Source organism: Marinobacter sp. BW6, from assembly GCF_008107725.1.
Taxonomy (GTDB): domain Bacteria; phylum Pseudomonadota; class Gammaproteobacteria; order Pseudomonadales; family Oleiphilaceae; genus Marinobacter.
Genome location: NZ_VIRN01000039.1, coordinates 1 through 612, shown reverse-complemented (window position 1 = coordinate 612; position 612 = coordinate 1). Strand labels below are relative to the sequence as shown.

Below are 612 nucleotides of genomic sequence, written 5' to 3'. Positions count from 1 at the left end.
CGATCCCAACCGCCCGCGCGACGCCGAAGGCGTACAGCGAAAGCACTTCCCGGCCGTTGTTGCAGCCGACCTGGACCGCCGCCTTGCCGGCCAGGTCCAGATTGCGCAGCACGCCAGCCAGGGTCTCGTCCAGGCACCTGAAGCCGGTTTCCTGTACCGCCAGCGACAATTCCTGCCAGCCGCTGCCACGCAGGTGACTGTCGGCGGACGCGTCCCAGGCGCGTCGGTTGCTTTCCACCGCGTGTTCAAGATCCGTCATGCGAAAACCTCAGAAGTGTTCCCAGGAAGGCCAGCCGAGTCGCGAACCCGCAGCCCACTCAATCGCGGAATTGCAGCCCGATATGGGCTCGGCAGTCGCGTCGTTCGAGGCTGCCTTCCTGGAAGGCGCCGCAGGCGCGGTTTCTCAGAGGCAGCGTCTGTTCCACCACGGTCACCCGCACCTCGTTCGCCGGTTGGCGCTGCTCGGCGGGTCGCGGCGCCTGACGCCGGCCGTTCAGGTTGTCGGCCCCGCCTGGCGGGATGGGCCGGCGCGTCGCGGCGATCCGCCTGCATGCTCAATAGAGACCGGTGGCGCTGCCCCGCTCGAACAGCGGCACCTGGTTGGCCAGGATC

Annotated in this window: 1 protein-coding gene and 1 pseudogene; one reads left to right on the top strand and one right to left on the bottom strand. The window is 68.3% G+C overall.

Annotated features, from left to right (window positions below; genetic code table 11):
• Positions 1 to 259: pseudogene (locus FMN52_RS04210) on the bottom strand (SAM-dependent methyltransferase); the annotation flags it as partial.
• Here FMN52_RS04210 and FMN52_RS19740 point away from each other — a divergent pair.
• On the top strand, positions 258 to 612 hold a 355-nt coding region (locus FMN52_RS19740; RefSeq protein WP_205424895.1), incomplete at its 3' end, for a hypothetical protein. The pseudogene FMN52_RS04210 and the gene FMN52_RS19740 sit on opposite strands and share 2 nt — an antisense overlap.